The following is a 3,269-nucleotide window of genomic DNA, read 5'->3' as shown; positions in this document are numbered from 1 at the left end:
GCGAGCAGCCCCCCGCATCCGGGGAGGTGGACGCTGGGGGGCTGCGGTGAAGTAAGGTTGGCGGCGACCGACTCTCCCACCGGTGAAGGTAGTACCATAGGCGCACCGGGGCTTAACTGCTCTGTTCGGAATGGGAAGAGGTGAACACCCGGGCTAAAGCCACCATTACTGGCGGTTGGACCTGTTCACGGGTCCAACAAATAACGTTGACGCAGGTAACGGGTAAGAAGAAACAGAAAAGAGCATTATCTGGTAAGTGTTCGAGTCATTAGTACTACTCGGCTCGGCCATTTCGGACCTTCCACCTATAGCCTATCGACGTGGTCGTCTCCCACGACTCTTCCTATATAAGAGATCTCATCTTGAGGTGAGTTTCGCACTTAGATGCTTTCAGCGCTTATCTCATCCCAGCGTCGCTACCCGGCGCTGCAGCTGGCGCCACAACCGGTGCACGAGCGGCTGGTCCATCCCGGTCCTCTCGTACTAAGGACAGGTCCTCGCAAATCTCTAACGCCCACCACAGATAGGGACCGAACTGTCTCACGACGTTCTGAACCCAGCTCGCGTGCCACTTTAATCGGCGAACAGCCGAACCCTTGGGACCTTCTCCAGCCCCAGGACGTGACGAGCCGACATCGAGGTGCCAAACCTCCCCGTCGATATGAGCTCTTGGGGGAGATCAGCCTGTTATCCCCGGCGTACCTTTTATCCTTTGAGCGATGGCCCTTCCATGCGGAACCACCGGATCACTATATCCGTCTTTCGACCCTGCTCGGCTTGTAGGCCTCACAGTCAAGCCCGCTTCTGCTATTGCGCTCTACAACCGGTTACCAAGCGGTCTGAGCGGACCTTTGAAAGCCTCCGATACTCTTTTGGAGGCGACCACCCCAGTCAAACTACCCACCAGACACTGTTTCCCCGTCTCGGAGATTAGGCACCGAGTAACACAAGGGTGGTATTTCAACGTTGGCTCCCCGAAAGCTGGCGCCTCCGGCTCAAAGCCTCCCACCTATCCTACACATGTGTTACCCAGCGTCAATGTCAAGCTATAGTAAAGGTGCACGGGGTCTTTCCGTCCCGTGGCGGGTACTCGGCATCTTCACCGAGACTACAATTTCACCGAGCTCACGGCTGAGACAGCGCCCAGATCGTTACACCATTCGTGCAGGTCGGAACTTACCCGACAAGGAATTTCGCTACCTTAGGACCGTTATAGTTACGGCCGCCGTTTACCGGGGCTTCGATTCAAACCTTCGCAGCTTGCGCCACTAAGTTCCCCTCTTAACCTTCCGGCACCGGGCAGGTGTCAGACCTTATACTTCCGCTTGCGCGTTCGCAAAGTCATGTGTTTTTGTTAAACAGTCGCCTGGGCCTTTTCACTGCGGCTTCTCTGCTTGCGCAGAGGAAGCGACCCTTCTCCCGAAGTTACAGGTCCATTTTGCCGAGTTCCTTGGCCGTGATTCACTCGAGCCCCTCAGGATACTCTCCTTGACTACCTGTGTCGGTTTGCGGTACGGGTTACAACAGAATTAAAACGCTTAGCAGGTTTTCTTGGCAGTCTGATTAGGTACACTATCCCCGTGGCCGAGGCCGTAGGGTACTATCACGGTTCAGCAAAGTCGGCGGATTTACCTACCAACCCTATACCTACACGCTTCAACGGGCACTTCCGTCCGCCCGCGGTACTTTCACTTCTGCGTCACTGCATCACTTCCTGTTGTAAGTGCTGGAATATCAACCAGCTGTCCATCGACGTAGCCTCTCGGCGTAGCCTTAGGTCCCGACTAACCCTGCTCCGATTAGCGTTGAGCAGGAAACCTTAGTCTATCGGGGGGCGGGTTTCTCACCCGCCTTATCGTTACTCATGCCTACATTTGCTTTTCTAGCCGCTCCAGCACCCCTGACAGGATACCTTCTCCGCTGCTAGAATGCTCCCCTACCACTTACACCTACGTGTAAATCCATCGCTTCGGTACCGGACTTGATGCCCGCGTATTATCGATGCCCTCTCGCTCGACCAGTGAGCTGTTACGCACTCTTTAAATGAATGGCTGCTTCCAAGCCAACATCCTGGCTGTCAAGGCAAGTGGACCTCCTTTGTTCAACTTAGTCCGAATTTAGGGACCTTAGCGGATGGTCTGGGTTCTTTCCCTCTCGGCATGGGACCTTAGCACCCCACGCCTCACTGCCGAGTATATCAACGGGCATTCGGAGTTCGTCTGGATTCGGTAGGCTGTGACACCCCCTAGTCCAATCGGTAGCTCTACCTCCCGCTGACTTCACCTCGACGCTGTACCTAAATACATTTCGGGGAGTACGAGCTATTTCTCAGTTTGATTGGCCTTTCACCCCTACCCACAACTCATCCAAATCCTTTTCAACGGAAACTGGTTCGGGCCTCCAGTTGGTTTTACCCAACCTTCACCCTGGTCATGGGTAGATCACAAAGTTTCGCGTCTACCCCCCCTGACTCTGCGCCCTATTCAGACTCGCTTTCGCTGCGGCTCCATGCTTCGAAGCATTTAACCTCGCCAGGGAGGAGTAACTCGTAGGCTCATTATGCAAAAGGCACGCCGTCACCCCACAAAAGGGCTCCGACCGCTTGTAAGCACACGGTTTCAGGTTCTTTTCACTCCTCTATTCGAGGTTCTTTTCACCTTTCCCTCACGGTACTGGTTCACTATCGGTCTCTCAGGAGTATGTAGCCTTAGCGGATGGTGCCGCTGGATTCAGAGGGGATTTCTCCGGTCCCCCCCTACTCAGGAATCCTCTACCGTGCTTGATCTGCTCGCTTACGGGATTCTCACCCTCTATGATCGACTTTCCCACGTCGTTCAGCTAAAATCAAACAATCAGATGTTGAGGTCCTACAACCCCGCGCTGGCCGTAACCAGCTCGGTTTGGGCTCGTCCCCGTTCGCTCGCCACTACTTAGGGAATCATTGTTATTTTCTGTTCCTCCGGGTACTTAGATGTTTCAGTTCCCCGGGTTTGCCCGTATATAACTAAATATATACGCCCTTACGCTTCACGTAAGTGGGTTGCCCCATTCGGATACCCGCGGATCACTTCGTATGTGCCAATCCCCGCGGCTTTTCGCAGCTTATCACGTCCTTCTTCGCCTCTGAGAGCCTAGGCATCCCCCGTGTGCCCTTGTTTACTTACCTTCAGGACCTCCTGTAAACAGAAAGCCCGGCTCGTAACAAGAAACCACTAAAAGTAGTCCTCGCTTCTTTCTTTTCTTCTTACTCGTTATCCTACGTCAAAGAA

The 3,269-nt window shown here is 54.0% G+C and carries 2 rRNA genes; both read right to left on the bottom strand.

Features of this window, described 5'->3' with window-relative positions:
- Window positions 1-55: 55 nt before the first annotated feature.
- Window positions 56-167 (bottom strand): 5S ribosomal RNA (rrf, locus tag B9A24_RS00060).
- Window positions 168-248: 81 nt separating this feature from the next.
- A 23S ribosomal RNA gene (locus B9A24_RS00055) occupies window positions 249-3,166 on the bottom strand.
- Window positions 3,167-3,269 lie beyond the last annotated feature (103 nt).

Origin of the sequence: Hymenobacter roseosalivarius DSM 11622 (genome assembly GCF_900176135.1) — a bacterium.
Lineage (GTDB): Bacteria > Bacteroidota > Bacteroidia > Cytophagales > Hymenobacteraceae > Hymenobacter > Hymenobacter roseosalivarius.
This window is presented reverse-complemented; position numbering and strand designations above follow the sequence as displayed.